Source organism: Arenibacter sp. 6A1, assembly GCF_012272855.1.
Lineage (GTDB): Bacteria > Bacteroidota > Bacteroidia > Flavobacteriales > Flavobacteriaceae > Arenibacter.
The window spans coordinates 68,934-94,878 of the sequence record NZ_JAAXCQ010000004.1; the positions used below are offsets into that span (position 1 = coordinate 68,934).

15 protein-coding genes are annotated in these 25,945 nt (G+C 39.5%); 9 read left to right on the forward strand and 6 right to left on the reverse strand.

What is annotated here, in order from left to right; all coding sequences use genetic code 11:
- Positions 1-229 precede the first annotated feature (229 nt).
- The 3 genes from HCG49_RS04375 to HCG49_RS04385 form a co-directional block, all read right to left on the reverse strand.
- Entirely contained in the window at positions 230-3,586 is a 3,357-nt protein-coding gene (locus HCG49_RS04375; protein ID WP_168468337.1) for a VCBS repeat-containing protein, read from the reverse strand.
- A gap of 197 nt (positions 3,587-3,783) precedes the next feature.
- Complete coding sequence (locus tag HCG49_RS04380) at positions 3,784-5,475, reverse strand: RagB/SusD family nutrient uptake outer membrane protein (RefSeq protein WP_168468338.1); 1,692 nt, start codon at positions 5,473-5,475, stop codon at positions 3,784-3,786.
- 9 nt (positions 5,476-5,484) lie between these two features.
- The gene (locus HCG49_RS04385; RefSeq protein ID WP_168468339.1) at positions 5,485-8,586 is read right to left on the reverse strand and encodes a SusC/RagA family TonB-linked outer membrane protein; all 3,102 of its coding nucleotides are present in this window, start codon (positions 8,584-8,586) and stop codon (positions 5,485-5,487) included.
- 417 nt (positions 8,587-9,003) lie between these two features.
- On the opposite strand from HCG49_RS04385, the gene HCG49_RS04390 reads away from it, so the two are divergent.
- From HCG49_RS04390 to HCG49_RS04400, 3 genes are all read left to right on the forward strand, one after another.
- Positions 9,004-9,621 carry a class I SAM-dependent methyltransferase gene (locus HCG49_RS04390; protein ID WP_168468340.1) on the forward strand — a complete coding sequence of 206 codons (618 nt, stop codon included), beginning with the start codon at positions 9,004-9,006 and terminating at the stop codon, positions 9,619-9,621.
- A 518-nt stretch (positions 9,622-10,139) separates the two neighbouring features.
- Positions 10,140-10,682 (forward strand): DUF5655 domain-containing protein, encoded by a 543-nt coding sequence (locus HCG49_RS04395; protein ID WP_168468341.1) that lies wholly within the window; start codon positions 10,140-10,142, stop codon positions 10,680-10,682.
- Positions 10,683-11,008: 326 nt separating this feature from the next.
- The gene (locus tag HCG49_RS04400; RefSeq protein ID WP_168468342.1) at positions 11,009-13,186 is read left to right on the forward strand and encodes an amino acid permease; all 2,178 of its coding nucleotides are present in this window, start codon (positions 11,009-11,011) and stop codon (positions 13,184-13,186) included.
- Positions 13,187-13,257: 71 nt separating this feature from the next.
- Here HCG49_RS04400 and HCG49_RS04405 read toward each other — a convergent pair whose 3' ends face one another.
- Positions 13,258-14,835 carry a hypothetical protein gene (locus HCG49_RS04405; RefSeq protein WP_168468343.1) on the reverse strand — a complete coding sequence of 526 codons (1,578 nt, stop codon included), beginning with the start codon at positions 14,833-14,835 and terminating at the stop codon, positions 13,258-13,260.
- Between the two features lie 429 nt (positions 14,836-15,264).
- Between HCG49_RS04405 and HCG49_RS04410 the strand changes: the two genes are divergently transcribed.
- Both HCG49_RS04410 and HCG49_RS04415 read left to right on the forward strand, forming a co-directional pair.
- Positions 15,265-16,095: an amidohydrolase family protein gene (locus tag HCG49_RS04410; RefSeq protein ID WP_168468344.1), complete on the forward strand. Its 831-nt coding sequence runs from the start codon at positions 15,265-15,267 to the stop codon at positions 16,093-16,095.
- An 88-nt stretch (positions 16,096-16,183) separates the two neighbouring features.
- On the forward strand, positions 16,184-16,525 hold the full coding sequence (locus tag HCG49_RS04415; RefSeq protein ID WP_168468345.1) for an L-rhamnose mutarotase: 342 nt from the start codon (positions 16,184-16,186) through the stop codon (positions 16,523-16,525).
- Positions 16,526-16,662: 137 nt separating this feature from the next.
- On the opposite strand, the gene HCG49_RS04420 is transcribed toward HCG49_RS04415, so the two are convergent.
- On the reverse strand, positions 16,663-18,243 hold the full coding sequence (locus tag HCG49_RS04420) for a sulfatase (RefSeq protein WP_205764341.1): 1,581 nt from the start codon (positions 18,241-18,243) through the stop codon (positions 16,663-16,665).
- A gap of 116 nt (positions 18,244-18,359) precedes the next feature.
- On the opposite strand from HCG49_RS04420, the gene HCG49_RS04425 reads away from it, so the two are divergent.
- The 4 genes from HCG49_RS04425 (at position 18,360) to HCG49_RS04440 (ending at position 24,900) form a co-directional block, all read left to right on the forward strand.
- Positions 18,360-18,758, forward strand: a complete 399-nt coding sequence (locus HCG49_RS04425; RefSeq protein WP_168468346.1) for a hypothetical protein — start codon at positions 18,360-18,362, stop codon at positions 18,756-18,758.
- Between the two features lie 73 nt (positions 18,759-18,831).
- Positions 18,832-23,169 carry a CusA/CzcA family heavy metal efflux RND transporter gene (locus HCG49_RS04430; RefSeq protein WP_168468347.1) on the forward strand — a complete coding sequence of 1,446 codons (4,338 nt, stop codon included), beginning with the start codon at positions 18,832-18,834 and terminating at the stop codon, positions 23,167-23,169.
- Between the two features lie 10 nt (positions 23,170-23,179).
- Positions 23,180-24,331: an efflux RND transporter periplasmic adaptor subunit gene (locus HCG49_RS04435; RefSeq protein ID WP_168468348.1), complete on the forward strand. Its 1,152-nt coding sequence runs from the start codon at positions 23,180-23,182 to the stop codon at positions 24,329-24,331.
- Positions 24,332-24,468: 137 nt separating this feature from the next.
- Positions 24,469-24,900: a YybH family protein gene (locus tag HCG49_RS04440; protein ID WP_168468349.1), complete on the forward strand. Its 432-nt coding sequence runs from the start codon at positions 24,469-24,471 to the stop codon at positions 24,898-24,900.
- Positions 24,901-24,910: 10 nt separating this feature from the next.
- Here HCG49_RS04440 and HCG49_RS04445 read toward each other — a convergent pair whose 3' ends face one another.
- Positions 24,911-25,918 carry a 4-hydroxyproline epimerase gene (locus HCG49_RS04445; protein ID WP_168468350.1) on the reverse strand — a complete coding sequence of 336 codons (1,008 nt, stop codon included), beginning with the start codon at positions 25,916-25,918 and terminating at the stop codon, positions 24,911-24,913.
- Positions 25,919-25,945 lie beyond the last annotated feature (27 nt).

A 25,945-nucleotide genomic window follows, 5' to 3' on the forward strand; every position in this document is an offset into this window, starting at 1 on the left:
TGTCTAGGGAAAGGAATACCCTCTGAATAGCAGTACAATTACCTATAAACTCTTTCTGGTATTTTGTGCCGTACTCAGAGGCTATTTTCCTGTTTTTACTTAGTTGTTTTTACGAACAACTCATGGTTTATTTCCTTCGGTAAGGAATAGTTAGTGCTATTGTGTCAATGCCACTATTGGATTGGTGATAAATATAAATTGAATATTTATCACCTTCTACCCTCTATTTTTATTTTTTGCTTGAATTTGATTCGACTTCGTTCTTTTGGAAAACTTGGATTTTACCTCCATTTTGCGACACCACGATATATGGATCTCCTTGGGAATTTTTCACGCTTATCATGTCCTTGGCATCACCCTTTACTAAGAATCCGCTTTCTAATTCTCCTATAGTCTCAAATCCTCCTTGTCCGTTACCTTTTAGCAAACCACCGTTAAAGGCATCTTGACGGCCAATAAAAACCTCATTGCCATAATTATTGCCAATCAGTAAAAGATCGACCTTGTTATCGGCATTGAAATCGGTAGCAACCATTCTATTGATAGGCGCTACTTGCATTTCCTGAGGCAGTGCATGATACATAAACTTCCCATTGCCAATATTTTCGTAATAACTGGTTTTATCATGATTCATATTCAGTTGTAGCACCCCTTGCATTTCTTCCGGACTAAACATATTGTCTTGTGTTGTTCTGGCGTATTCTTTATAGGAGTTGTACTTAGACCTGAATAAGGGACTTTGCCCATATAAATCGCCCCAAAAATGAACTGGGAAGGAATTATAGGTCGCGTTATCAATATCTGTTTTAAAATAAGCGAACATTACGGGGTCTACGGTGCCATTATTATCAAAATCCTTGGCGTACAAGCTTATGGGCCTATCTTTTGAAGGCTGATATAAATTATTTGCCCCAGTATTCCCCGCTACCAAATCAATATCACCATCCCCATCAATATCATGAGCCAAGAGACTTCCCCACCAGCCGTAATGGTTCTCCAAACCGGTTTCTTGCATTTTATGAAAGGAAGTTTTTTTGTTCTTAAAAATAGTGATAGGCATAAATTCACCCACTAGGACAAGATCGCTAAGTCCGTCTTGGTCTACGTCTGCCCAGCTAGCATCGGTGATCATACCAATATCAATTAAATCGGGACACATTGTTTCCGTAACGTCTTTAAGCGTACCTTCAATGTTTTGAAGCAGGTAGCTCCTTTCTGGAAGGGGATACTCTGCAAATGGTGTTCTACCACCTATAAACAGGTCAGTGTATCCGTCCCCGTCAAAGTCATGAGCTCTTACAACAGATCCGCTCGCATTAATTTTCGGCATTTTGTTAGGGGCAAATGAAAATGTACCTTTCCCATCATTGACCATTAATCGATCTTCATAAAATTCACTTCCCTTGGCAAATTCATTGCTGCCGGAAACAAGATATAGGTCCAGGTCACCGTCATTATCCAAATCGAAAAGTGCTAGGCTCTGTTCTTCATATTCTTTGTCTTTTTCATTAGTGAATAATGGTGTGCCTATAAACGTCCCGTCCTTTTGCTGCATATAAACTTTTGGGGAGTATTTGGCTGAGCTACCAACGATGAAATCCTCTAAACCGTCCCCATTAAGATCTCCAGCAACTAAACTTGGTCCATTTTGGGACAGTTTATGGGGCAGTGTACGTTGTACATTATAATCTACTATATCAAATTCTTGATGCGTATAGTCAATTCCCAATTTATCGGAAACCTCTACATAAATTGGAGTATTCTGTTTTGGAATAAACGGAAAAGTTATTTTATTGGATGCTACGGCCTTGGAGTTGTTATAGTTGAGTGTAATAGCCTGGTTGGCTTTAACATCCTCTATTTTTTGGAATTTACCATCTGGCCAAATTATTTCCAAGGATTTTATATCAGCTGATTCTCCTAATCCAAAGTGCGCAATATCCTGAACAGAAGACATATATCCGCGGCTTAGGTAATGTTCATAATATTGAAAGCTATCATCTTTGAATCTGATAGTAATTTTTGATCCGATCCCTGACTGGTTGGTTTTTGGTCCCTTTAAATCAACCAACAAAAAATTATTCCGTTGATCTTTTTTACTATCTAGGGCATTCTCAAATAGAAAAGCCTCATCATTAATATTATTCACGACATAATCCATATCCCCATCACCGTCCAAATCGGCAAAAACAGCTCCATTGGAAAAGGAGGGAATGTTAAGGCCCCATTCCTGACCAGCATCACTAAAGAGGCCGTTGCGCTCATTTTTATAGGCATAGTTGGGAATCTTGACAACTGGAATAGAATCTAAAATTTCAATTGGACTTAAATAGCGACGGACATTAAAACTAAATTCCCCGAAGTCCAAATCGGTAATGTCACGGGGAAATCCGTTAGTGATCAATAAATCCCTGTATCCATCATTATCTACGTCTACAAATAATGGAGACCAACTCCAATCTGTTTTCGCCACTCCTGCCATAAGCCCTGTTTCCACATAGGGGATGCCTAAACCTCTTCCTGTCTGCAGCATGTTTCTAGGGTATTGGTATTCGTAACCAAACTTTTCGTTAAATATATAGTCGTTGTATTTAGAGTTCCGGATAGTAGTTTTCATTCTATAATTATTCTCGCCCAACATATCCAAAGTGATGATGTCGAGAAAACCATCATTGTTATAATCTGAAATGTCATTCCCCATGGAAAATTTACTTTGATGTTTTATAACTTCATTTATTTTGTTGCTAAACGTACCATCGCCATTGTTGAAGTATAGAATATCATTGGAGAGATAATCATTACTTATATAAATGTCTGGCCATCCATCATAGTTCAAGTCTGAAATAGCGATACCTAGTCCATAGCCTTCTAGGGTAATTCCCGCTTCGATAGTTACATCCGTAAATGTATTGTCACCATTATTGCGATATAATCTGTCATTGCTCAATGCCGAGCCGTCAGTAATCTTAGCACGATAGTTGGAGGGTAGTTCATGAATATCAACATTATTGAGTACGTATAGATCTAAATATCCATCGCCGTCATAATCAAAAAAGCTAGCATTCATGCTATTTCCTGTGTCCGCAATGCCATATTCCTCTGCCAAATCCTTAAATACAGGAACGCCCTCATCGTTTAAGCCTTGGTTAACAAATAGGATATTGGCCTTTTCTGATGGGCTAGCGAGCATGGCAGTACAAATATAAATATCCAATAGGCCATCGTTGTTAATATCAATTACGGTAACCCCTGTTTTCCACTTATTGCTTGCTTCAATACCACTTATCTCCGAAACATCTTTAAATTTAAGATTGCCCTGATTGAGATATATCTTGTTGGGAACCTGATTTCCTGTGAAGAAAAGGTCTGGTTTGCCATCGTTATTAAAGTCACCAACTGCAACTCCTCCACCATTAAATATATATTCACTCGTAAGAATGTTAAAACTGTCGGTTTCAACTATTCTATTATTGAATGTTATACCGGAGTGTTGGGAAGCGACTTTTTTAAATAGGGTGTCATTCTTTTCACCGCATGAAAGAAAGATACATATAAGTAGTACTAAAAGGGGGAAGTATTTTTTCATTTTGCTATTGAAAGTAATTCTTGGCTATCCAGGTTGTAAAATAATAAACAATTTACGACTGGTAAATTAGTATTGGGAAGAATAAGCGTAATTTAAAAAAAGTAAAAATTCAAAATCATAAAATAGGGTGTTATCTAAAAGCAATAAACATGGTGCCGTTAAGCACCATGTTCATTAACTCTTTAAAATAAGATATATTAGTAATTAGGGTTTTGTGTTAGTATTCCCCCGCTTAAATCGATAGCAGTAATAGGAATTGGGAATACGTTATGTTTTTCTTGATATGTACCTACTTCCTGTCCAAAAGGAGGGATTGTACGTGCTTCATTTTCCTTATACTCGGTCATTACAGACACATAGTTCCCCCATCTTCTAAGGTCGAATAAACGGTGTCCTTCCATACCTAATTCCAGCCTGCGTTCAAAACGAACCGCTTTTCTTGCGAAATCAATATCAGGAAAAGCAGCATAAGGTTCTATGACATAGTTTGCTGCATCGCCACTACCATCAACGGCTTGCATATAGTTGGAGTTTTTAGCTCTATTTCGCACTCTATTTACATAATCTAATGCCAGGGCTATATCTGGGCTGCTTTTTTCAACGGCAGCTTCTGCAGCCATTAGCAATACATCGGCAAAACGCATAATATGGTAATTAACGCCAGAAAGTTGTTGCCCCCATGAGCCGGTAGCTTGGTTGTCTGTTTCTCCTGACCAATATACATTCTTCTTGGGCAAGTAGGGCCCTGAGATATCGGTATACTCTGCACGGATCCAATCGTTCCCAACATGTTCGCCGTACCCATTGTAATCTATGCCTCTTCTCCCTACTGTATAATCGGCTCTTGGATCTAATGGTCCTGCAAAAGGAGTAAATGCCTTATCTGAATCAATACCAAAATCACTATTTACATCTGTTTGATTATAGGTATCCAATAAAGGCAATCCTGTGTTGTCGGTCTGAAATGCGTTCAATAAATCTTGGGTGGGCTGATAAAAACCACAACAAGAACCAAAAGGCCCTGGGTTAGGGAAATTTAAGGCTCCCTGAACGTTACCATTGTAAGATTGTCCATCATCCGTTGTAAACTGAATAGAAAAAATGGACTCAACACTGTTGTCGCCCGCCAATCTAAAGTTATCCACGAAATCCGGAAGCAAATCATAAGGTCCTGATACTACCACTTCATTTAATAAGGTGAAGGCGGCATCCCATTCTGATTGCTGTAAATGTACCTTTCCTAAAAATGCTTTGGCAGTCCACGATGTTGGTCTCCCCAAATCTTCTTGGGTAGCAGGTAAATTATCGATGGCATATTGAAAATCGGCTTCTATCTGTTCCCAGATTGGTCCTGGATTCGGTTGGTTGAATTCTGTTGCCGCATAATTTTCCTCGGATATATAAGGGATATTCCCATACATTCTCTGAAGTTCAAAATTAAAGTGACCTCTTAAGAAGCGAGCCTCGGCCAATTGAGAGGAAAAATCACCTTCTTCAATAGTGGAAATCAAGGCAATGACCGCATTGGCCCTATTGACCCCGGCAAAAACAGCACCCCATTTTCCTAGGAAATAAGAGCTTCCTGTAGACCAGGTCATGGTTTCTATGTTATATAATTCCGGCTGGTCACCATCTGTACTTCCTTTATGAGCATCATCAGACAATACATCCATGACCCAATTGTCTCCGGATGTTGCCCATCCTTCACCAAAACCATTGTTTCTAACCCCGTCCAAGGTAGAATATGCCCCGGTAAGTAATAAGTTTACACCGGTTTCGTTCTTAAGCGATTCATCACTTAAAGCTCCAACAGCTGGGGACTGTGTAAAATCGCTACTACATGCTACTATTCCTACTAGCACAATTAAATACGCTATTGTTCTTTTCATGTCTTTTTTTTAGAATTTAATATTTGCGCCCAAAGTAAACATCTTTGATGCTGGGTAAACCATACCATCAACACCTAAGCTTAAGTTAGCACTTTCGTTACTACCTAAGCGGGTTACAACCTCAGGATTAGCACCTTCATATCCCGTGATGGTGAATAAATTTGTTGCTTGCAGATAAATACGCAAGGATTTCATGCCTATTTTACCTGAAACGTCCTTTGGAAGGCTGTATCCGATTTGCGTGTTTTGCAATCTTAAATAAGAGCCATCTTCAACATAGTATGAATTTGGGTCACCTTCATTATTGGTTATTGAAGTTGATAGTGCCGGTAAAGTAGCATTTGTATTCGATGGAGTCCATGAGTCCAGTACTCTTGTACTTCTATTACCGCCCACAAAAGATGGGAAATCGGTATAGTACTTATTAAAGTTATAAATTTCGTTTCCTTGTGAGCCATTCAGGAACAAAGAAATATCAAAATTTTTATATGCCGAAGTCAAGTTTATCCCATAGGTAAAATCCGGATGTGGAGTACCAAGCTTTACACGGTCATCATCGTTAATAACCCCATCGCCATTTGCATCTTCATATTTAAATCTTCCGGTATCGGTAAACCCAATAACATTACGACCATAGAAAAAAGAAATGGGCTCGCCTACTTCAGTTCTGGTGGGAGTTTGCCCTCTTAAATCTGTACCCGTTCCTGTTACAGGAGCGCCATCGATCAGGCTTGTTACCTCATTTTTGTAATGAGATATGTTTGCAGTTACGCCATAAGACCAACCGGCATCGGTTGCATCCTTATATCCAATGCCAATATCAAAACCGGTATTTTTAATATCCCCCAGGTTCACATAAGGGGCACTGGCATCAATTGCAGTAGAACTAATAGCGCCAAAATCCTGTGTTATAAGATCTTTAGTGCTAATGTTGAAATACTCAGCCTCAAAAGTAAGCTTATTTCTAAGCATGGCCAATTCAACCCCTACGTTGGTGGTTTCACTGGTCTCCCATTTTAAATCGGTATTACCCACTTGACTTAAAATAGCTCCGGTTGCAATGGTACTGCCACTTAAGGCATAGTTTGCATATTGATCACTTAAGATAGAAATGTTGGAAGTTGGGTTATCGACCGGTAAGGATTGATTTCCTAAATTACCCCAAGATCCTTTTAGTTTTAATCTTTCCACAAAAGCATCCCCTGGATAGAAATTTTCATCACTAATTAACCAACCTGCACTGAAAGAAGGAAAAATATCACTTTTATTATCCCCAATAAAACGAGAAGATTCGTCACGACGTATGGTGGCAGAGAAGAAGTATCTCCTTTCATATGAGTAATTTGCCGTTCCAAATACTGAAAACAAGGAATTGAATCCGTCATATGCAAAATCCACATTTGCTGATCCAGTTCCATTGCTTAGCAGGTAAAAATTAGGGTCGTCAAAAAGGTATCCAGAACGACTTATTTGTTTTCCCTTGCCAGATCCTTTAAGCGCTTCTATACCTACTAAGGCATTCACAGAATGGCTCCCAAAGGATTTGTTATAGTTCAAGGTATTTGTCCAGATCCAATTGTAGTTGGTTTGATCTTGTTCTCTTAACGATCTTTCAGAGATTGGCTCGCCAAACTCAGGGTCCAAAGAAGTAAACGATCTACTGTCAAAGGTGTTAAATCCTCCTGCCAGCGTTGTTTTAAATTTTAACTCGTCTAGAATATCATAGGTCAAATAGACATCCCCAAAAACAGAGTACCTTTTATTGTAGTCATTTCTTGTTCTATAATTAAGAGCTACAGGGTTTCTTGAGTTACTTAGACTTGGACCTGCTACACCAGCAAATTCACCATGATCATCTTTAACAGGTAATAAAGGCGTAATTCTCAAAGCCATTTGCATAGCTTCATTGTTGCCATTCCTAGTATTTGAATAAGAAACATTGAGGTGCTCCCCTATTCTTACTTTATCTCCAATTTTAAATTCAGAATTCAATCGAGTACTAATACGACTAAAACCGGTATCATTTAAGATACCCTCGCTTTCAAGATAGCCAACAGACATAAAATATTTTCCAGAATCAGTACCATTTGATAAAGATACCGACATATTTGAAATAGGCGCCGTACGTGTTAGTTCATCTATCCAATCAGTCCCATTAGGTTGCTTTACTGTAGCGTTATAGACCCCTGGTGCAGCAAACACAATAGGATTATAAGATTCTACCCTAGTGTATCCAACGATAGATGTGGGAATCACAGGAGATGCCCCACTACCGTATTGTCCATGGGAAGGCGTTGCACCATCATTGATTTGACTTTGCCATATCATATCGGCATGTTGATGAACGTTCAACATTTCTGGCTTATTGGAGATTTGCGAAAAACCAGTGTACATATCCACAGAAACCTCAGCAGATTCCATATTGTACCCCCCACTTTTGGTAGTAATAATAACAACTCCATTAGAAGCCCTTGCCCCATAAATAGCTGCGGCACCATCTTTAAGTACGTTCATCTGATCAATATCGGATGGGTTAATGTTATTCAAAACATTCGCATCGTCGGTCTGAACTCCATCAATAATATACAATGGGTCAGTATTGTTTGTAGTTCCAAAGCCACGAATATTGATTTTTGGAGCGGCACCAGGACTGCTGTTCTTTACTACTGTTACACCAGAAGCTCTACCTTGTAAAGCTTCAGCAGCATTGGATGTAGGCGCTTTCAAAGCCTCCCCCATATCAACGGAGGCAACAGAACCTGTAATGTCCCCTCTGGTTTGGGTACCATACCCCACTACAATAACCTCTTCCAATTGACTGGAATCTTCGGTAAGGACAAGGTTAACAATAGAACGTCCGGCTATTGCCGTTTCTACAGTTTTATAGCCAATATAGCTAATGACCAAAATGTCGTCGCTACTGGCCTCAATGGAATAATTGCCATCAAAATCTGTTTGGGTACCATTTTGAGTCCCTTTTACCAAAATATTGGCCCCTGGCAATGGTCCCGCTTCATCGGAAATTGTTCCGGTTACCGTCTGGGCATTTGCTAGCGAGAGGCATAAAAATGCCCCAAAAAGCAAACACCCTTTTAAAAGTGTGTTTTTCATAAAAAATTCAGTTGTAGTTAGTTAATTATATTTATTGTTTAAATCTATGCAAAAAAAATGTTAAAACTAAATCTTATAGAAAATAAACCATACTACAACGTTTTCGTAATCTTCAACTTTTTTCCGGTTTTTCTTACTTTTCTATTCAGATAGAAATTATCATCTTCTTTATATGTATTTAAGAATGATTTTTTAACTCGGATCTTCTTTTAAAATGGTTCGCATAGCGCAACATTTACAGCTACCTAGGTAAGTTCCCTACTGTCCTTATAGCAAAAACCACGAACTGGTAAAAAGTTAAAGTTTTATAAAGACAAAAATTTATGGAAACATATTATAAGCCGACCTATTACCTTTATAAAATTAAGGTACTAATCTAAAAGAAGAATATAGAACCGCTTAATTAAAGACTTGGTTATGACAACAACAAGGAAAAAACATTGGGAAACCGTATATGAAACCAAAAATCCCGAACAGGTGAGTTGGACTCAAGAGGTTCCAGAAACCTCCCTTCACTTCATCAATTCTTTTGACTTGCCCAAAACGGCTAAAATTATAGATGTGGGCGGTGGTGACAGTAAATTGGTCGATTTTTTACTGGATGAGGGATATGAGAATATTACGGTTTTGGACATTTCTGCCAAGGCCCTTGAAAAAGCTCAAATCCGCCTAGGAGAGAAATCCAAAAAAATCCATTGGGTGGTAAGCGATATTACCGAATACCAACCCGATACCACTTTTGATCTTTGGCATGACAGGGCCGCTTTCCACTTTTTAACGACTCCAGAGCAGGTTTTGGCCTATAAAAACATTGCAGAAAAATCGGTGAGCGGATATCTGACCATTGGGACCTTCTCCTTAAACGGACCTACAAAATGCAGTGGTCTGGAAATTTCCCAATACAGTGCGGACAGTTTAACCGAAATATTTAAAAACAGTTTTGAAAAACAAAGGTGTCTTACGGAAGAGCACACTACTCCCTTTAATACCAAACAAGACTTTTTATTCTGTAGTTTTAAAAGAAAGACGCAATAAAACAACTTTTCAGCACTTATTAGTGGGTTTAAATGCTACCTATAATCGATATAAAGCAATCATGTTTAGATCGTTCATCAATTTCCGTTCTCTTAAGATGGCCCCTTAAGGGTAGTCTTTTGGTAAATTTTTGCATACATATGTGCTGACATTATCAATCCCACCCTATATGGTTCCCGATTAGCACTATGATGCGTTAGGGACCGCGGCGGCATCCCCGCCGCGTAGCAAGGGATATAGCGAAGGGCCCGACCGACGAAGGAGGGAACGCCCAAAATAATATCTCCTTAATGTATACGCATTTAAAGGCAACTCCTCTTAAGCACTACATTCCTGTTCTTTTTTATCGAATCTAAATTTACTGTAATCTATATCTATCAAAAATATAGGGATTAACAGATGGAATTTTAAAAAAATATGTAACTTTAAAAGACCCAATTCTAGGTATCTCGGCAGGAAAAACGTTGCTGTCCGCTAACGATACCTATGTAGTACCAATAATTTTAAACTATTGTATTATGGACAAGGCCCTATTTACCATGATTGAAAATATGTTGGCAAAAACAGGCAAATCCTTGCCTGAATGGAAAGAACTATTGAGCCAAAAATCATTTTCCAAGCATACGGAAGCCCTCGAATTCTTAAAATCAGAATATGGGGTCACCCATGGTTTTGCCAATACCATTGTGTTACTTTCCAACGATAACAACCATAGCCCGCAAGATTTGGTGACCAAGCAATACCAAGGTAAGGAGTCTCTGATTCCTATCTATAAAAAAATTTTGGCGGCCGTTAAATCCTTTGGCGATGATGTTTCGGTAACCCCAAAAAAGAGCAGTGTTAGCCTTATTAGAAAAAAGCAATTTGCCCTGATAAAACCAGCCACAAAAAATAGGATAGACCTAGGGCTTAAATTAATCGGAAAAGCTGTTTCGCCCCGTCTCGAGGACTCTGGCCCCTTTGGAGCCATGTGCACCCACAGGGTTAAAATATCTCAACAAGAAGAAGTAGACAAGGAACTTTTGCAATGGTTAAAAGAAGCGTATGAAAAGGCTAATTAACACCCGATTTCCTTGCCAATCCCACCAGTAGTTTCCATTAGAACACCCTGCATACAAGGAGTATACCGGTCATTCCCTAGATTAAAAACCCTGTCTTTTTCTGTGATACCGTGAAAATTTCCTTAACTTTAGTATTGTAGGGAGAAAGCCTTGATTTAGATGGTTGTTCTGTCATTTCTCATGTATGAAGTGGGCAAGGACATTTTTCTAATTATGGTGGTCCCTTACCTTAAATTTTACCGCTCCCCCCAATTTGCCTACACCGACCTAGTCATGTCTACTTGGCATCGCTTATTGATGCATCTATATTTTTAACTCAGCGGAAAATGATCAAAAAAACATTTGGCACTTTTGCGGGCGTTTTTACCCCTACCACCTTGACCATCTTAGGGGTAATCATGTATATACGGCAACCTTGGGTCGTGGGCAATGCCGGTGTTTTAGGGGCTATAGGAATAGTGCTGCTGGCCGTTGCCATTACCTTGACCACTGCCTTAAGCTTATCCTCTATTACTACCAATGTGCGAATTGGTAGCGGAGGAGCCTTTAGTCTCATCTCCCAGTCTTTGGGCTTGGAAATTGGGGGCGCCATTGGGATACCCTTTTATTTTGCCCAGGCTATAGCTGTCGCCATGTATATTTTTGGTTTTCGGGAGGGCTTGCAAATTCTAGTCCCCAATGTAAACCCTGTCCTTTTGGATATTTGTATTTTTGGATTGGTCATGGCTATTGCCTTTATCAGTACTAGTTTTGCCTTTAAAATTCAATATGTGATCTTGGGGATCATCGTCTTGTCCCTTGTCTCCATATACGGTTCTCTTTTTGTCAATGAGCTCGATTTTAATTTTGAATGGACCGGAAAATATCCCGGATCTATCGAGAACGATTTTGGAGGCTCCTCGTTTTGGATTGTATTTGCCGTTTTTTTTCCGGCAGTTACCGGGGTCATGGCCGGGGCCAATATGTCTGGCGACCTGACGAACCCTAGAAAAAGCATCCCATTAGGCACCTTAAGCTCGGTGCTTCTGACCACTATTATTTACATCAGCCTTATTTTTGTTGCGGCCGTTATTGCCAGTCCCGATGAACTAGCTAAAAATTACAATGTTTTTATAGACAAAGCCTTATTTGGTCCCATTGTGTTGGCAGGGCTATTGGGAGCTACCCTATCTTCGGCATTGGGGTCTTTTGTTGGTGCCCCTAGGATTCTATTGGCCTTGGGAGAAAAAAACATTCTCCCCAAGAGTCAAAAACTAGCCAAACTTTCAAAAAAGGGAGAGCCCGTAAATGCCATGTTAGTAACGGCCGTTATAGTACTGTTTGGCATCTCATTGAGGAATTTGAACACCATAGCCCCCTTACTCACCATGTTTTTTATGATCACCTACGCCATGGTAAATGTAGTGGCCCTGGTAGAACAGACCTTGGGACTTCCCAGTTATAGACCTACGCTAAAAATCCCCCTTATTGTCCCTGCAATCGGAGCCTTTGGTTCTATTGCCATCATGTTTATTCTAAGTGTTATTGTAGCCCTGTTTTCTTTGATTTTTATCCTGCTTTTTTATCTATACCTGGTAAAAATGAATATTAAATCGGCCGCGGGCGACTCTAGGAGTGGTTTGTTTACTGCTTTGGCAGAATGGGCCACCAAAAAAACAAATGCCCTAAGGCCACAGCGAGAAGTAAGGTCTTGGCGCCCCGATTTACTGATTCCGGTGACAGCACCAAGGGAATTAAGAAGCTCTTATAAACTCATCCAATCTATTATTTACCCCAAAGGGTCCATAAAAATATTGGCTCTTAGAAATGAAAATGAGGGAGAACAAAAAAACATAGAAAGCTTCCTTTACAATGCCATTAAAAAATTTAAGGAAAATGAGTTATCGGCTTCCTATACGGTTATTGACAATACCGATTTTAATACCACCATCAATGTAAGCATGCAATCTTTAAACGCGGCCTTTTTTAAACCCAATATCGTTTTTGTAAGTGTCGACTCCCTGAGTAACGATTACAGCTATTATGACCGACTTTTGATAGATGCCAAAAAAAATAGTTTTGGCGCTATCATTTATATCCCCTTTTCTTCAGCAAGTTTAGCTATAGAGAAAACCATTAATCTATGGATGACCAATATCCCGGTAGACTGGAAGGAAACCTTTAGTGTGGGCAACAATAACCTATCGACCCTTATTTCCCTACTGATCTGTCGCAATTGGAAAGGGCTTATAGAAGTCCATATCCTAAACAACAATCCAGCATTGACCCTAAGTCCAAATGATATTGAAGATTTACGTACTATGGTCCGATTTCCCAAAAAAACCACCATTGATATAAAACAGGGCGACCTACTAGAGAACGTGAACATGGAAAAAAATTCCGATATAAATGTCTTTTGCATCGAAGCCGGAATGCCCATTGAAACCATGGTAAAAATCGTAAACCAGTCCCGTATATCGGCTATTTTTTGTGCCGATTCCGAATTTGAAAATGTATTGGTCTAATACCTCCTTATCTATCCTAGGGCGATCATAAAACAGCATGTTTCAGAAGCTTTATGACCTTGTATTCTAAGTTATTTCCTATCCTTTTTCCCGTTTCCCGTGATGGTATTTACCAAGGCATCGCGCAGGTTGATCCATAGATAATTGAAAAAAGACTTTGTTTCATCGCGTTCTGTTTGTGCAGCGCCATAGCGGTATCCGTCACTATTTGATTTTGATCCTTTTTTTAAGAGGAGATTTCCTAAGGCGGTAATTATTTTATTGATACCCTCTCGGTCTTTTTTTAATACAACAAATTCAAAATTCTTGTACTTCATTTTCATATCCGTACTCGCCGTGGAGTTATTTCCACTGATGGTAAAATAGATTTCCGAGGCAATGCCTTTTGCTTGTACCCTTAGGTTGTTTTCTAAAAAGCTATTGATCCCTTCTACGCCAAAATTTAGGAAAGATCCACTAGCAATAAAAGCGTCATTCTTATTATTCACATCAAAATCCCAGTCTAAATGTACCTTTGCAGTGCCCATAAAATTAGCCTTGGCCGATATGGTAGTTTTCTCTCCAGGCTTATAAGTGTTCGAAAGATTACTGATAGTAGCATCTACGGCATCAAAAAAGAGTTTCCCAGCCTTGACATTGGTATTTACTAATTCTTCATATTCGATATGGCCATCGATAAGGTGAAGTTCTGAAACATCGATTTTAAAAGGCAACTCCCTCAACATTTTACTGTACATAGGTTTCTTCTTTAGATCGTCGTTCACCAATTTATCCCTAAATAGCGTAACTTTCGCCCCCTTAATTTCGCCCTTAACACTCTTAATCCACATACTGCTTTCCAGCTCCTCTAGCGAAAATTGATGTAATCCTATTTCTGGGATTTTTAAGTCGATATAATCTCGTTCTGTAACAAGCTTTCTAGAAAGTTGTTGTTTAGAGTATTTTGATTTAATATTTAAATCACTAAACATCAAATCCTTATCCTTTATAGACACTCTTTCTAGCTGAAGTTCTTCATAGTTTCCGATATCGGCAAAAATTTTATAGACCTCCAAACTCACCTCCCCATACTGAAAGGGTATTTTATTTTTAAAGATAGAAGAGTCGGTTTGTACTTTCATTAAATCGAGATCGAATTTTTCTATATCGGTCAGCACCTTACCCGACTCCCTTTCCATTTCCGTATAACTGCCGTTTTTAATATTAAAATTATCTACGGATATAGGTGGAAAGGATTTACTATTACTATCGGAAAGAGATTTGTTTTTAGGCAGATCATTACTGGAATAAGTGCTTAGTGCTGGTTTATCTACAAGCAATTCTTTTATAGAAACGTTATTTTTGAAGTAGTAATCCCATAGGCTAAAGCCGTTTAGCTGGAGTGATGCTATTTTTAGTTCGGCAGAAGGGTTAAGATCTAAGGAATCTCGACTAAAAACAGCTACCGAAATGTCACCTAAGCGCAACTTCCCTTGAAAAAGGTTCACCTCCATTTCTTGGTACTGTAATTCCATATGTGCCGGGGTGTTTTTTTCTAAAAACTCCCCTAGTCGCTTTTCCACATACCGTTGTGCCATATAAACACCAACAATGCCAAGGATGAACGCTCCTAGGAGCAGAAAAAGTATAGATTTTTTAAGGGAGGCCATGGAATATTATTTGTTTACAAAGTCTCAGTAATTAGGTTCTTTTTAAGATATTGGCCTTCTTTATTGGTATGATTACAGGCTAACCAAATGCAACAAGGCGATACTAAATAATGAGGTATTCAACACCTCGAAATTTGGTACCAGACTGTTCCCCCACTATATTTCCCTAGTCCCCTCTCCTATTTTATTTATATATAAAAGTGTTTTTATTATTTTAGATCGCTCCATTACGTAAAGACAGGAGAAGGGTAAAAAAAACATACCATAAAAATACAACCTAGCTATTGAAAGCTATATATTCCTTATAAATTTATACTTTTATAAGTTAATAGATTGCATTGTTTGCCAAGAAGCTGGTGGTTTTCAATAAAAGAAACAAAATCGCCAACCGAAATTAGCACAAGGCCATATAAAAATATTTGAACCATAATGACAATAGATTCACACCAACATTTTTGGAAGTACGAGGCCGTAAAGCATAATTGGATAGATGATACCATGTCTGTAATCCGAAAAGATTTTTTACCCGCCGAGCTGAAAAATGTGTATACCGCCAATGGCATCGATGGCTGTGTGGCCGTACAGGCCGATCAGACCTTGGAGGAAACCGATTTTTTATTGGATCTGGCCCAGGAAAACGATTTTATCAAGGGAGTTGTAGGTTGGGTAGATTTAAGGAATCCTGAATTAGAAGACGATCTTTCTAAATATTCGGAACACCCAAAACTCAAAGGCTACCGACATATTGTCCAGGGCGAAGCCGATCCCAATTTTTTATTGCGCCCAAATTTTCTAAGAGGTATTTCCATGTTAGAAAAATATCAGGCCACCTATGATATTCTTGTTTTTCCGCACCAGTTGGGAGCGGTATTAGAATTCGTCAAAAAATTCCCCCATCAAAAATTTGTGATCGACCATATTGCCAAGCCTTATATAAAGGATGGCTTTTATGATGGTTGGGCCTTATTGATGCAGGAAATCGGTACACAAGAAAATGTGTACTGCAAGCTTTCGGGTATGACCACGGAAGCCGATTATAAGCAATGGACAGCCGAACAAATTACACCCTATATGGAACTGGTTCTTAATGCTTTTGGCAGCAACCGGCTCTTATATGGTTCGGATTGGCCCGTTTGCCTAGTGGCCGGAAACTACGAAAAGACAAAAGCAGTGGTCACAAATTTTATCAGTAAACTCAGCCCTCATGAACAAGAAGCAATAATGGGCAAAAATGCTGTTTCCTTTTATAATCTCCATTAAGCTTATACCACGAAAAAAGAATTTTTACCACATAAAATATCATACTATAATCTCATAAAGGCGCTAGCCGCTACTAATCATCTATAAAATGAAAACGACCAGACATTGTTTTGCCCTGGATTTAAAGAATAATCCCGAACTCATTGCAGAGTACAAAGAATACCATTCGGCCGGAAATGTTTGGCCTGAGGTAATCAAGAGCATTAAAGATTCCGGAATTGTAGACCTCCAAATTTACTTGGTAGAAAACCGTATGTTTATGATCATGGAAGTCGATGAAACCTTTGATGCCGAAAAGAAAGCAACCATGGATGCCAATAACCCCAAGGTGCAAGAGTGGGAAGACCTTATGTGGACCTTCCAACAAGCCTTGCCATGGGCCAAAAAAGGCGAAAAATGGATTCCAATGGAAAAGGTCTTTCAATTGTAATCCATTTTAAGAACTGTTAAAGCTTTACCATAAATATCAAGGCACGGGGGAATCTTTAAAGCACCTATGGTCACCGATAACCATTCCTCATTAAAATTGCCCCGCGCCTCGATATTCGTACATACCTACTACTCCTTTTATTGAAATTCCTTGGTTAGCAAAGCCTGCATTTCCGGGTGTTTTTGGTCCTGATCCCCATATTTTTCTCGAAGTTTAACAAGCTCTTTTTTCATGTCTGCTATCTGCTCTTTATAAGCTTTGTCATTAATAGCATTATGTATTTCTTTAGGGTCTTTTTCTAAATCATAAAATTCCCATCTAGGAGGTGTGATCTCCTGGGAACTGCCTTTTTTCTCCAGTCCTAAACCATAGAACAAAGCTAATTTAAAGCGCTTATTACGGATTCCAAAATGTGCCGGCCTATCGGGGTGATGCAACCAATACCGATAATAGATACTATTGCGCCAATCTGCGGGGGTCTCCCCTTTTAAATTTTCCCTAAAGCTGCGCCCTTGAATATAATCTGGCTTTTGCAAGCCTGCATAATCGGCCAATAATGCGGCAAAATCAATATTTAAAATTAGATCGTCCAAACGTTTCCCGCCTTTAATTTCCTTGGGATAACGGATAACAAAAGGCATCCGCAACGATTCTTCGTAAATAAGTCTTTTATCAAAGAACCCATGTTCGCCCAAAAAGTAGCCTTGGTCTGCCACGTATACCACCACGGTATTTTCGGCCAGTCCTTCTCGCTCCAAATAATCTAAAAGCTTCCCTATATTATCGTCCACGGCAGCCCCGGAACGCATAAAATCCTTCACGAGTTTCTGGTAGATTTTCTTGCGTTTTTGTATAGGATCCAAGCCTTCTAAATCATAGGGAAGTCCGGGGTAGTTTGTCCAGTAGGTACTATCCCTGGTAGCTGTTTCCCATCGATCGGCCAAATTCTCCAACACCTGTCCCTTAAAGGTACGCCCTGTGGTCTCTGGACCAAAATCCATCAAAGAGGCAGGTTCGGGAATATCTACATTTTTATAAAGTTCCTTAAACCGATCGGGGTAATCAAAAGGTTCGTGGGTAGCCTTAAAGTTACAGAACATTAAAAAGGGTTTTTCCTTGTCTCTTTTTTCTAGGTGAGCAATGGTTAAATCGGTAATAACATCGGTAGAAAACCCTGGGTAGACTTTCCCTTTGCTTCCATCATGGCCATCGGTCCAATTTTCTTTTTCCTTAAGAATGGGGTTCCAGTACCTTCCTTGGCCAGGGAGAACATTAAAATAATCGAACCCTTCTGGCTGGCCCACCAGATGCCATTTTCCTATGACCGCGGTTTCATAGCCGTTTTGTGAAAGAGTACGCGCTATATTAGGATGATCGCGAGGTAGCGGCTCGTTTAAGGTATATACTTCATTCACCTGACTGTATTGCCCAGTGAGAATGCTGGCCCTACTGGGTGTACAGATAGAATTAGTGCAAAACGCATTGTTAAGAACGGCACCCTCTTGTGCTAAACGCTCAATATTGTCGTTAACCACATAGTCCTCTAAAATACCTCCATAGATTCCCCATGCTTGTGACGTATGGTCGTCTGACAGAATAAATAAAATATTAGGGGGATCAGTAGTTTTATTAGGATTGTTTTGGGCAGAAAGATGTGTGATAAAAGTAATGGATAGCAAGAATAATAACATTAATCTTATAAAAGTGTTTGGAACCATATGATTGTTTTTTAGGATTTAAGCTACAATATACAATAGATTTATTTTATCTTATTGTGATTATCTAAGCCATGAACTAATTTATCCTCTATTAAATTTGTATATTTCGCCACGAAATGAAGAAACTATTTTCCATAGCACTAGCCCTATTTATTATGGTTCAAAGCTTTAGCTTGAATTTAGTGGACTTGGTGCAATTGGACGATTTTTTGGAACACGCCAAATTCCACCAAGAAAAATACGGGGATAGCCTAATGGTTTTTATCTCCAAACATTACGGCGAACTTAAGCAGCAACATCATTTAGAAAACAGGGAAGAACAAAAGGAACATGAAAAGCTTCCTTTCAACCAACAAAACACAGGTTATACAGCCAATGCATTTGTGTTACATTCCTACGATATATTCCTTCCCAAATCGCATGCGATTACGGATACCACTTCCTATTTTTTTTATAAAAACACCTATTCCCAAATATCGGAATCCGATATTTTCCAACCTCCCAAACAAGCATAATTTTTATTGTACATATTTTCTATACCTATAGTTTACTGTAGGCAGGACTTGTTTCACATTTTAATTATGAATTATGTTATCTTCTATTATACACCTTAGTATAAAGAACAAATTAATTGTTTTTTTAGGTACTCTTTTAATTGCGGGGTACGGCATCTTTGCGCTTTCCCATATTCCCATTGGTGCGGTTCCCGACATCACTAACAACCAGGTTCAGGTCATCACCACTTCCCAGAATCTTTCTACCCAGGATATGGAACAATTCATCACCTATCCGGTCGAATTGGAAATGGCCAACTTGCCTGGGGTGGTAGAAATTCGCTCTATTTCCAAATTTGGACTTTCGGTAGTCACCATTGTTTTTGAAGACGAGATGGGGACCTATTTGCCTCGGCAATTGATTGCCGAAAAAATAAAATCGGCTTCAGAGAAAATCCCCCATGGTTTTGGCACCCCAGAAATGGGTCCTATCACTACGGGCTTAGGGGAAATATACCAATATATATTAGACACCAAACCGGGCTACGAAGACCAGTATTCCGTCATGGATCTCCGAACCATACAAGACTGGATCGTAAAACGGCAACTATCCGGAATTCCGGGGGTGGTAGAGGTAAATACCTGGGGCGGTTATTTAAAACAATATGAGGTAGCCATAAAGACCGAGAAGTTAACGGCTATGAATATTAGTACGGCGGATATTTTTACGGCCCTGGAAAAAAACAATAGTGTTTCTGGGGGCGGTTATATCGAAAAAGTAAACCAGGCTTATTTTATTCGTGGCGAAGGTCTCATCGGATCCCTAGAAGACATTAAAAATATTGTCGTAAAAACCGTCGACGGCATTCCTGTATATATCAAAGATATTGCCTCTGTAGGCTTTGGAAGTGCCACTCGTTTTGGCGCTATTACGGGGAATGGTGAAGGAGAAAAGGTATTGGGCCAAATAATGATGCTAAAAGATGCCGATTCTAAAAAAGTTATCGATGCCGTTCATGAGCGGGTCGAAGAAATTTCTAAATCCCTGCCCGAAGGTGTCTATATCAACGCCTTTTTAGAACGGAGCGAACTGATAGGAAAAACCACTTATACCATAGCCGAAAACCTGATCTTAGGCTGCTTGATCGTTATTTTTGTCGTGGTTTTATTATTGGGGAATTGGCGCTCCGGATTGGTAGTGGCTTCCGTAATACCTTTGTGTCTGTTATTTGCCTTATCCTTAATGTATCTTTTTGGCGTAGATGCCAATTTAATGAGCTTAGGAGCTATAGACTTTGGAATCATTATAGACGGCGCAGTTATCATTGTCGAGTATATCGCCTTCCAAATCACTGCCAAAAGTAAAGAATTAAAATCCCTTAGCTCGGCGGACAGACAATCCCTTAAAAACCAGATCACCTTTAAAGGGGCCTCCAAAATGATGAATTCGGCTATTTTTGGACAGCTGATCATCCTTATCGTATTTATTCCTATCCTATCCTTGAGCGGCGTGGAGGGCAAAATGTTTAAACCCATGGCCCTTACCTTTAGTTTTGCTTTGATAGGAGCTATGATATTATGTTTCACCTATGTCCCTGCCATGGCTGCGATCTTTATTAAGCCAACGGAATTATCCTCAAAAAATATTTCGGTTCGCCTGATGGCTTTTTTTAATAACAGCTACGATCCGATAATTCGTTGGGCATTAAAAAGCAAGAAACTAGTATTGGGGATAGCAATGTTTTTGTTGGCCGGATCTATTTATCTGTTTACTACTATGGGCGGTGAGTTTGTACCTACTTTAGACGAAGGTGATTTTGTAATACAGCCAGTACTCAAAACAGGAACGTCACTAAGTGCCACCATCGACATCACCACTAAGATCGAAAAAATACTCTTAGAAAACTTCCCGGAAGTAAAACAGGTCATTACAAGAATTGGGGCTGCCGAAGTACCTACAGACCCTATGTCTATGGAAGAAAGCGATGTTATAATCACCTTAAAATCCAAAAAAGAATGGGTATCTGCGGAAACCAAGGACGAATTGGCCGATAAGTTTAAGGAGGCCCTTTCTGTACTACCGGGAGTGGAAGTAGAATTTACGCAACCTATAGAAATGCGTTTTAATGAACTCATTACAGGAGTACGGGCCGATATTGCCATTAAAATTTTCGGGGAAGATTTAGGCATTCTCAACGACAAGGCGAACGAAGTAAAAAAACTGATTGAAAATGTTGATGGTGCCGCCGATATCAGTGTCGAAAAAATTGCGGGATTGCCCCAAATGAACGTCAAGTTTCTAAGAGCAAAAATCGCCAGGTACGGTTTGAATATTGACGACTTGAACAACATTATTGCGATGGGTTTTTCCGGCACAAATTTGGGCAGTGTCTTTGAAGGCGAAAAACGTTTTGACCTGACCCTTAGGTTAGACCAAGAAAGTAGAAAGGACATCTCAAATTTAAAGAACCTCTATGTAGACCTTCCTAGCGGCGGAAAAATTCCATTGAGCGAACTTGCCGAAATTACCTATACAACAGGGGCGGCAAAAATCTCTAGGGACGACACCAAGCGAAGGACCGTCGTTGGGGTTAATGTTCGAAATAGGGACCTACAATCGGTCGTTGATGATGTTCAGTCCATCCTCGATAAAAACTTACCCTTGCCTGTAGGTTATAGCATTCATTACGGGGGGCAGTTTAAAAATTTGCAAAGTGCCAAAGACCGATTAAAAATTGCAGTACCCATTGCGCTGACGCTTATTTTTATCCTCTTGTATTTTGCCTTTAAATCGGTAAAGGAGGCTTTAATCATATATTCTGCCATTCCGCTATCTGCCGTTGGTGGTATCTTACTTCTATGGATCAGGGATATGCCCTTCAGTATCTCTGCCGGTGTTGGTTTTATAGCCTTATTTGGTATTGCCGTCCTTAACGGAATTGTTTTAATAGAACATTTTAAAGAATTAAAGCAAAGTGGAATGAAAAACATAGATGAATTGATCGTACAAGGATCTAAAGACCGCTTACGCGCCGTTTTATTAACGGCCTCTGCCGCAGCACTTGGTTTTTTACCAATGGCCATCTCTACCAATGTGGGGGCAGAAGTACAAAGACCCTTGGCGACGGTTGTAGTAGGGGGCCTTATCTCGGCCACTATTTTGACACTTGTAGTCCTGCCCATCTTATATGCCATATTTGAAAAGGACGACTTAAAAAGTAGCTGGACAAGGAAAATAAAAGGTCAAAAAATAGGGGCTACCGTAGTTCTTATTCTAATTTCCGGACTTTCCTTTGGACAGGAAAAAGCCTTGAGCTATGAAGAAATTCGCAGCATGGCTTTGGCCAATAATGCCGAACTAAAAGCGGCTCATTTACGGGCAGACGAATCCAAGGCCTTAATTGGCTCTGCCTTTAGCTTTGATAAAACGGAAGTCTACTACCAATACGACCAAAATAATATTGCCTTTAACAATGAGCCATTACGGATTTTTGGGATACAGCAAGACTTCCTTTTTCCCACCGTATATTTTGCAGAAAAGCGCGTCTACAAGGCTGCTTATCACTTAGAAAACAGCTATTATCGTATAAAAAGGCAGCTTTTGGAGCAACAAATAGCAACCGACTATCAGGAATTACAGTATGCCAGGCAAAAAGAAAATGCCTTAAAGGAATTAAACGATTTGTATACTAATTTTTCCCGATCGGCCCAACGTAAGTTCGAATTGGGAGAAAGTAATTATTTGGAAAAAATAACCGCTCAGGCAAAACAAAAAGAACTTCACTCTCAATACAAATCAGTACAGGAAGATGCTGAAATCGCTTTTTTAAATTTGCAAAAAACCGTTCAGGCAGACAGCCTTTTTTCAGTAAAAACCGTCCCTTTAGAAAAACTTGTGGTCGCTACTAGTACTATCGAAGAGAATTTGGGGCTGGAGTATTATGAGCACAAGAAAAAATTGTACCGAGCAAAAAAAGGCTTGGAAGGCCAGCAGCTGCTCCCCGACCTAAGTTTTAATTATTTTCAGGGGACCAATCCCTCCTTGGGCGATCATTTATATGGATTTCAGGTGGGGGTGAAAATCCCATTGTTTTTTAGCGGAAACGCCTCCAAAATAAAGGCTTCCAAAATAGCAGAAAAAACTATCATGGCCGAAGCACAGGACTATCGCATACATTTACAAACAAAACAGCACATCCTTTTGGCTAAACTAAGGCAACATGAAGAAAATCTTAGGTATTATGAATCCGAAGGTTTAATCTTAGGAGAAGAAATATTAAAAACGGCCACTTTAAGTTTTAAAAGTGGGGAAATAGACTTTTTCCAATATATCCAAAGTGTAGAAAACGCCTATGGTATTACCCTTTCTTATTTAGAAAGCCTTAAAGCCTATAACTTGACTGTTATTGCTATCAATTATTTATCTATTTAAAAACATTTCTATGAAACATATAGCATTCCTTTTTATAGCTTCACTCCTATTTCTGAATTTAACAGGCTGTGGTGATGCAAAAAACGACAAAGAAACCCAAGAAGACAATTCTACTGCCCTAAGCGGGGAACCGGTGGTAACGATTTCCAAAGAGCAGTTTAAAGAAGGAAAAATGACCTTGGGGTCCTTTAGTTCACAAAACATCCCTACCACTATTCAAGTCTCGGGAACCATTGATGTACCACCCCAAAACAAAGCGGTCATCAGTGCTTTTTCTGGAGGCTATATAAAAAACACTCCACTACTTATTGGCGATACGGTAAAAAAGGGGCAACTCTTGGTAACCTTAGAAAGCCCTGAGTTTATAGAAATGCAACAACAATATTTAGAAGCGGCAGAACAACTCAACTATCTTAAATCTGAATATGAGCGACAAAAAACCCTTTTTTCCGAGAAAATAAGTTCGGAAAAAAGCTTTTTAAAAGCCGAGAGCAACTACAAAATTAATCTAGCCGTTTATAACGGATTGCGCAAGAGATTGCAAATGCTTCATATAGATCCCAAAAAAGTGGAAGCGGGGATATTAAACTCCCAGGTATCCATTTTTGCCCCTATGAACGGTAGTATCACCAATATTTATATCAGTACAGGAATGCATGTTTCCCCCGCCGATAAAATTATGGAAATTGTGAATACAGACCATATTCACTTAGAACTGTCCGTGTACGAAAAGGATATTATGAACATTAAAAAAGATCAAAAAATACAATTTAGAATTCCAGAAGCTACCAAGGACATTTTCGAAGCCAAGGTGCATTTAGTAGGTACTGCAATAGATACGAAAACCCGTACGGTAAAAGTCCATGGACATTTGACAGATCAACAAGGCCATAATTTTTCCTTGGGCATGTTTGTAGAGGCCAGCATTATTACCGATTCTGACAAGCTTAGCGCCATACCCACCGATGCTATTATTAACAAGGAAAACAACCAATATGTATTCCGTTTAAGTTCCGAAACAGAGGAATCCTATTCCTTTGCCATTGAAAAAATAATCGTTGGAAAAAATTACAATGGCTATACCGAAGTTGTCGATAAAGGCGGAGTAAAAGAAGGGGAACAAATTCTGATACAAGGAGGATATCATCTATTAGAGGAATAATAATTCCAGACTAGGAACCTAGTCACAGTATTGCTGCTCTCATAAAAAATACCCAAAGTTCGACTTTGGGTATTTTCTTACAAGATGTGAAAATTAATGAGTATCTTAGTAACTCGACCCGCTAAAAGGGAGCTTTTATGAAAGTCATTATTTTTTTTATCCTTCTACTTTTTCTTTCCTCTTGTCAAGACCATCCTTCCGAAGAAGAAGATATTGCGACCATTACTAATTTGTTCAACACCCAAAAAAAGGCATGGTCCAATAACGACTGGCAGGCCTATATGGACATCTATTCAAAATCTGACTCCCTCGTGTTTTTAAGTGGCTCCAAGGTTATTTATGGATGGGATAAAACATTGGAAAACTATAAGAAAGCCTATCCTACCAAGGAAGACATGGGCACGCTTAACTTTAGCCTTTTCGAAATCTCTAAAATTGACAAGGATACGTATTGGGTGATGGGGCAATATCATTTAAAACGGCGAAGCGGCAATACCGATGGAAATTTCATGGTCTTGTTTAAACGTATAGAAGGCGAATGGAAAATTATCGCCAACACTTCTTGTTAGACCACTGCTGCTACATTACCTGAAACCCATAAGCATAAGGGTCCTCATCGTCTATAATAATAGTATTGTACCCATACACCTTTGCCCACCCCCTAATACTAGGCACAATAGCCTTTATGCCTTCTAAGGAGGTCTCTTCCTCTACCCTGCCAATAAATTTAGACCCGATATAACTTTCATGGATAAACTCCTCACCTAGTTGGAGCCTTCCTTTGGCGTACCACTGGGCCATTCTCGCCGATGTCCCCGTACCACAAGGAGAACGATCGATGGCCTTATCTCCATAAAAAACAGCATTCCTTGCGGTAGCCTCTGGGGAAATGGTTTTTCCCGTCCATAAAATATGGCTCACACTATGAATGGTAGCGTCTAGTGGATGTATAAATTTCTCCGGGTATTTTTTATTTATTTTTTTCCTGATATCCTGACTGTACTGAATTAATTTACTGGCGGAAAAGTCTTGAATTCCCGTAAAATTCTTTTGGGGATCTATAATGGCATAAAAATTCCCCCCGTAGGAAACATCGAAAACCAAGCTTCCTAATTCGGAACAATCTACGGTCAGCTCTTGAGCCGCCAAATACGATTTCACATTGGTAAGTTGTACCCAATCAACCTTATTATTGGTCTGTTGGTATGTTATTTGAACCAATCCTGCCGGGGTTTCCATCTTTAATTTCCCGGGGTTTTTTGGCGAGAGCAAGCCTTCTTCAATGCCTATGGTAATAGCCCCAATGGTCCCATGGCCACACATCGGTAGGCAACCACTGGTTTCCAGAAATAATATCCCAAAATCATTGGCCGGATTGCTGGGCGGGTACAATATACTTCCGCTCATCACATCGTGCCCACGAGGTTCAAACATTAACCCTTTCCGTATCCAATCATACTCTTTTAGAAAATGCTGCCGTTTTTCACTCATAGTATTCCCATTAAGCATGGGGCCTCCCCCGGCAATAACCCTAACCGGATTGCCACAGGTATGTGCATCGACGCAGAAAAATGTTTTTCTTGCCATTGATTTAAGAATTTAGGCGCTACTTAG